The sequence below is a fragment of the Deltaproteobacteria bacterium genome (assembly GCA_026388415.1).
Taxonomy (GTDB): domain Bacteria; phylum Desulfobacterota; class Syntrophia; order Syntrophales; family JACQWR01; genus JAPLJV01.
Window position 1 is genome coordinate 111,285 of the sequence record JAPLJV010000015.1, and the last position, 6,643, is coordinate 117,927.

Below are 6,643 nucleotides of genomic sequence, written 5' to 3' on the forward strand. Positions count from 1 at the left end.
TGTTCCCGTACTTTTCCTTTGCTTCTATCACAATTTGATCACACCTCCACTACGGAGTGCTAGTCCGATGCTCCTTTAAGCGGCAAGGGTCTTTTATGAGCTGCTTATTGTCGTATTCTCCATTATCTTCCCATTATTCAGCAACAAGCTGCTTACCCAGTTCGAACGCATCCTGCATTACTTTCTCATTGTCTCTGATCTGGCCGGCATCCATAGCGCTCCCATAGACCATGCCAACGAGATTTGCCTCCGTGTATTTATAGATATCCTGGAAAGTCCTTAAGGCATTAACGCATCCAGAATCAAAGGGATCTTCGCCACCATAAGCCATTGCGATAGCAATCCGTTTGTCCTTGAAAGGATCATTCTGGTAGGCTGGCAACGCAAAGCACCTATCAATAAAGATCTTGGTCTGAGCCGACATGGTGAACCAGTAAACCGGGCTGGCAATTACCCAAGCGTCAGAAGCGATGAGTTTGGGGTAAAGCTCCTGCATGTCATCCGGGATGGAACAGCCCTTGCTGCCTTTCTTCTGGCAGGTCATACAGGCTTTGCAGGGCGCAATGTTCTTCCCATGCAGATAGATCGTTTCTACCTTGGCTTTGGCTGATTTTGCCCCTTTGGTTATTTGATCTGCCAAAATGGCACTATTGCCTTTTCTTCTCGGACTTCCCAAAAGTACCAGAACTTTCTTTGCCATTATGATGCCTCCAATTTATTGACTATTATGAAGTAGGGAGCAACTGACTTTTGCTTTTGTAGCAGCCCCAATAATGCGCGGATCATTCCTTCTTTGGAGTTTTGGGGATAAAGTCATTCTTCGGTACATTGCAGATTGGGCAACGCCATTTCTCGGGAAGATCCTCAAAACGAATATTCTGTGGTTTCTTTTCATATTGATGGCCACAGGTCGGACACTCATGCTCCTCCATATCAACTCCTTAAATGATATTCTCCCCAGCTGCTTTACCTGGGGCTTCACAATGACCATGATTTTATGGGCCATTTTAACCTCACTTTATACAAGATTGGTTAGGAAAAGCAAGAATAACAGCTATGGCATGGATGATGTGGCGGTTTTTCAATAAAATCTTTGCATTGATCGCTTCTTCTTTATTGAAGTCAATAATCGAGGATGTTTTGATTTTGTAGCAGCTTATAACCCGTAATGCTCATCCAAAAAGCCACGTCAGCTTATTTTCTTCACCTACGAGTCAATAGATTCATGAAGCTGGAAAAGCTGAAGATTGCCAATTGAATGAGAGTAACGCCTGAATGAGCCGCAACTGTAGTCGGCTCCATCCGTTTGCTACTTCAAGTCATTCATATCCTCCTTATGGTATCTACATCGCGGCAAACCTGATTCCCTCATTCGGATTATCTTTGAGCTTCAAACTGGATCACTTTCCGGAGGCGGGTCAATGGGTCCCCTTATTTTATATAGAGAGACCATACGCAATATTGATGCTTCCAATCAGAAGAACGTAAACGTCGTTCGTTATGGCCAATAGTCAATGCAGCACCAGCTTTACAAGAAAATGATATAGTATTTGATTTTGGAGAACAAGTCGAAGATGGAAGAGATGCAGTTATCGTGTGCCTTCCAGGTTGTAGTAAGAGTCGTTCGGCTTTAGCTAATTCAGGTTTCGTAAGAGCGTCTATATCATCTACATTTATAAATGATATCCCGAATAACGACTGCATACCTAAAGCAAATGGAGTACTTACAATACAGAGCTTTTCGTTTGGTAAGTCGGGTCCTTCATAAAGTCTTACAGAAGCACATGAAGCCATAACAATTGTTATTATACCGAGAAAAAGGGCCTTGAACCAAACATCACCTGAAATAATATTCATCTTTATTTCTCCTGCCTCGTGTCTTGGCTCTACCCGTGTTATATTTCGCGAAGCTAATTCTACACCGACATATAATTGAGTATGCTCAGATCGCCATCAGCAATAATCGCCTCCTGGCTAACCGGGATGGCAATGTTTCTTTTCACTGGCGGTAGTCAGGTTGCATCAAAAGAAAACACCAGCCAGGAGACTTGGCAGGAACAGTTGCTCAGGATCTGCGGGATCGACGTCACTGCCTGCCCCGTCTGTCAAACAGGTCTCATGTTCCTGGTTGCGCTTCTGAACCCACTTAGATGCAACAGCCCACCGGTACTATTGATATGATGATCGTTTACAATGAAAAAAGCTGTCCCCACCTTCCTGCGAAAAAATCACTCTTTTTCGCCATGCTATACTATTGCCTAAAATCGTACTGCCCGATACTTCCCGACCATTAACAGGTCAACCTCTCTTGTTGTCGGGCCATATGAATGACCACCTTCAGCACCATAGGGGCTGTAATGCTCCTGCCTCATCCGTTGTACGATAAGGAAAAGACAAAAAAGTAGATTGAAACCCCATAGCCAGTGGCACGCGGCTTAGTTATTCAAGCATCAAGCTGCAACTCCGCTGAAGATTGACACTTATTGGAAAAATTAACGCAATTATTGTTGTCACCTTTGCTTTGTCCATTTTATCGCCTAGTTAACACAAAACCCCTCACTCTTTTGAGATAATGGATTTCAATAATCTGAAAGGTGGAACAGGCAAAAAAGGGGACTCCAGATTTCTTGAAAGCCCTTTCATCTACCATCCACAATAATAATTCGTCATTCCGACATCCCCGTTAGCTGGAATGAAGCCCAGTAGTAGGGGTGCGGATATTTTTCCTTGGTCTCAAGCGCTGCTGTTCTCAATGCTTCTCTTTTATCGGTACCCTGCATCTCTTTATAGAAACGCATCATTAGTTGCGAAGTTGCAAGGTCATCCACCTTCCAGAGACTTGCTACAATGGAACTGCTGCCAGCATACAGGAATCCCCTAGTCAATCCTACCAGATCATCACCATTGGCAATCTTGCTTAATCCTGTATCACATGCACTAAGTGTTACTAAATCAGCATCCAATTGCATAGAATATAGTTTATCAGCGGAGATCACGCCATCGTATTGAGAGTCTGGAGATAGTCGAAGCGCGGATTTCAAGGGCGTTTCAGCATAAAACTGACCATGTGTGGCAAAATGAATATAGTTATAACTACTGCCGTATTTGCGTAAAGCTTCCTCAGAGGCCTCTTTTCTTAAAAACACTTTTGAATTGGGAGATGTTTTAATTACCTCGATCGCTTCTTTTTGTGCATATGCCAGATCATACTTGGGATCACCAAGATCAGGGTTGCCGAAAGCCAATATGCCAGCTTTATTAGTTGATTTCTTTCCAGTCAAGTATCTCAAAGCATCAGCGCTGGGCATCATGCGAATGCTATAACGATCTATCAAATAATTTCCCCCGTCATGAAGAGCATTTATTGGTAAGTAATGCAAAACACTATGAGGTACTATAGTCAGTCTTCGTTTGTCTATGGCATGCTCAATTGGCTGAAACAATCGCTGGTACAGTTTCAAAGAAATGTCTAAGAAGTGAGCCGAGTTAAGCATTTCAATAGATTTACGAAATGCGATGACGTCCTCCGCTAAATTATCACCATTTAGTTTTATGGCGGTAAGTGTTTTTGAGGAAAGGATGAAAGCATACAAGTCTTTATCTCTGTAGTAATATTCCAAAAGAATTTCGTCTTGTGGCAGGATATTCTGAAGCTCTGTTACAGGTTTTGATGTTACTGTAACTAAAGATGCTAATTCAGGTGCTTTATTTATTATTTCATCCTTTACCTTTATACTTACACCCCGTGTATTTGATTTATCTATCGCTGTATCCTGATTAATTGCTTCTACTTCTATTGCATCATTCTTTGCCATCATGGAGCGGATTTCTTGTGCATCTCCTACCTTTACCGCAAAATCCTTCTTAGCCGCAAGCAAATCAACAAGAGCCCTTGATTTAGCTCTTTCAACATATTCGAATGCCTTGTCATATTCTTTTCGGCTATATAAAACCCGGATGAGGTGGTGGTAAACATCCTGTTTGTCACCGACAAAGCCTATCTTATTCACTTCAGTGTTGATGGTCGAGCGCTGTTGCTCAATAACTTCAATTGCCCTTTTGTAGAAATCTATGGCTTGGTCAAGGGAGCCTTCCTTCTCGGCAATCCGCCCCCTATCGTATAATATAAGCCAGTAGATCTCGCCGTTGCTTGATATCAACTGTCTTTCCAGAAGGCTATCGTATCCCTGCTTTGCTTTCTCAATGTTGCCGGTTTCCAGAAGTGCTTTACTCATCATGAAATACCTGGGTACCTGTACATAAGAATCATATGTCTGTTCGGCAAAAGGATTGGTACCTGATAAAAGAAGATTCCCGAGCGGGCGAAAGACTGCGCTGAACATAGACAAAGCCACACCTTCAGTCAATTCTGAGAGTGCCTTGTCGTATTTACCCAATGTCATATAGGCTCTGGCCAGACAAACACGTTTCTCCGTTAAGATCCTTCCCCAACCGTAAACGGGTATTTTGGTGTTCTCTAAAGTTCCCAAGGTTTTTTCAGCATTGGCCCGATCGTTATTGAGTGCATAGGCAATCGTGAGAAGAGACAGCCTCCGAATATTTACGACTGTACGCCACATTTCGATATTGACATCGCTTATGGTATGTTCTGAATAGATCACCTGAGCATCTTTCAGTGCCTGGGAATAATTGCCGAGTTCCAAATTAGCAGCGGCACGAATCATGGAAGGCCGCGTTGGAACACCAAGCAGCCACATATTTATCCTTTTTAAATTGACTTCCAAATTGTCGATACAACTGAATACCTTATCGTATTTTTTTAGATTAAAGTAGGCTTCGCACAGATAATATATGTCCGATATTTTATCTGCTCCACTCTTGTTCGGCTTGGTGATTTCCATTTCTTCATACTGCGCCAATTCCGAGAACCGACCCTCGCTGTAAAGTGTGAAATTATTTGGGCCCATAGCATAGCACCCCATCAGTTGCAGGTATAACAGCAACAATAACATGAATTTCATTGAGTTAGGGGATACTATCATATTCATCCCTCCCCGTATTTACAACTGCCCTCTCTTCAAAAAATTCTGCCGCCGCCGTGACCTTGCTGTTGCCTACCTGCAACACCTTCACCCCTCTGGTGCTAATGCCAATATCCTTGGACACGGTTTTGACTCCGTAGACCTCGCCTCGGTTTTCCAATCGGAGATCCCCGAGCTGGACTGTGCTGGCATAGAGAATGATGTCCTCCTGGCAAAAGGGCGGGCTTACCTCCAGGTCAAATTTGTCATTGCCGGAGGGCAATTCATAGATAACCCCACCGTTGAAATAGTTATCCTTCCGAAAGGGATTGGGCAGTAATTGCACCAAATTACCGCTTGCGTCCTTATACAACAAGCGGGCATAAAAGGGCTTATTTCCCTTCAGATACACCTTGATCTTCTCACCCTGCTTATAGTCTTTCTTACCAGTCCAAACCTGTACGGTTAGGGGGCCGGCAGGGTCGTCAACCACGTTTCTCCCCGTAGTGATCTTTAGCATGGCCTTTTCATCGGGCGTTACTTCGGCCTTGATCTTCATCCGGTAACAGTCTCCTGATGATAGGTCCTTATACCAGGACTTTTCCAGTTCCTGAATGATTTTGATGGAGGAGTTGGCGTAGGCGCTTAAAACGTCCTTTTCCAGCTGAAAATCTTTGATTTGGGTTTCGCTTTTTAGATAGCTCAGGGTTTTTTCGGCGGCATTCCGTTTTGCTTCGGTCAAGGCCTGTTGTTCTGTCTGCCTTCGCGTCTTGTCGTCTCCCATACAGGCATAACCCTCGGCATCGGTTATGGTGGATTGGGCGGCGTAAAGCGGAGAGGAAATTATGATGAATAGAACTAAGATGAGTATTGTTTTCTTCACTGTGATAACCTCCATCTTAATTATGATGGGCATACCACTTTCTGTCTATACTTTGACAACATTGCTGTTTAATGTCAAGAAAAGATGCGGCAAATGATGATCATTACCAATCGTAAGCTCGTATGTTAGTAATGTTTGGTAGGCTGTGACTTTCAGGAAGGTGTTCGCACCCCCCGCTCCCCTTAAATAATCGTCTTCTGAACCCACACCTTTCGACCAGAAATGTGCAAGTGTAATCGAAGGAAAGTATAATTCACCAATTATCTCTACCACCTGTGAGTCATGAACACAAGTCAGTTCTCAAAATCAACTATTTCTGGCACAACCGCGCATGAAAATGCAGAGCCATTTTTGACGCTGCCTTTGCTCTCTGATAATTTACCCATTCATTGATTATTTATTTCTTGACGATCTCGACACGGCGGTTCTTGGCCATACCCTCTTCCGAGCGATTATCCGCAATCGGTTTCTCCTGCCCCCAGCCGAGTGCCGTCAGTCTGGTCGCGGCGATCCCCTTTTGGACAACCGCGTTCATGACCGATTTGGCCCTTTGCGTGGAGAGAACCTTGTTGTTCTGTGGGGTTCCTACGTTATCGGTGTGGCCCTCGATACTTACCTTTAGCCCTGGATGAGCTTGGAGAAGCGCTGCTATTTGTCCGATGATCGCCAGAGATTCGGGTTTGATGTCGGACTTGCCTGTGTCGAAATTGATATAAAGGGCCATGAAACCGTCTTTGCTCAATGCGCTGTACATGGCATCTGCGGTCACTTCTTGCGT

Annotated in this window: 6 protein-coding genes; all 6 read right to left on the reverse strand. The window is 44.0% G+C overall.

The genetic code is table 11. From position 1 onward, the window contains the following. Positions 1-133 precede the first annotated feature (133 nt). Entirely contained in the window at positions 134-700 is a 567-nt protein-coding gene (locus NT140_04265) for a flavodoxin family protein (GenBank protein MCX5831091.1), read from the reverse strand. Between the two features lie 82 nt (positions 701-782). Then, a complete protein-coding gene (locus NT140_04270; protein MCX5831092.1) occupies positions 783-932 on the reverse strand; it encodes a rubredoxin in 150 nt (49 codons plus the stop codon). Between the two features lie 499 nt (positions 933-1,431). Beyond that, positions 1,432-1,857 (reverse strand): hypothetical protein, encoded by a 426-nt coding sequence (locus NT140_04275; GenBank protein MCX5831093.1) that lies wholly within the window; start codon positions 1,855-1,857, stop codon positions 1,432-1,434. A gap of 809 nt (positions 1,858-2,666) precedes the next feature. Next, complete coding sequence (locus tag NT140_04280) at positions 2,667-5,009, reverse strand: CHAT domain-containing protein (GenBank protein MCX5831094.1); 2,343 nt, start codon at positions 5,007-5,009, stop codon at positions 2,667-2,669. Beyond that, positions 4,987-5,865 (reverse strand): DUF4384 domain-containing protein, encoded by an 879-nt coding sequence (locus NT140_04285; GenBank protein MCX5831095.1) that lies wholly within the window; start codon positions 5,863-5,865, stop codon positions 4,987-4,989. The genes NT140_04280 and NT140_04285 overlap by 23 nt, the downstream gene beginning before the upstream one ends. 397 nt (positions 5,866-6,262) lie before the next feature. Further along, a partial coding sequence (locus NT140_04290; GenBank protein MCX5831096.1) for an OmpA family protein occupies positions 6,263-6,643 on the reverse strand: 381 nt, incomplete at its 5' end.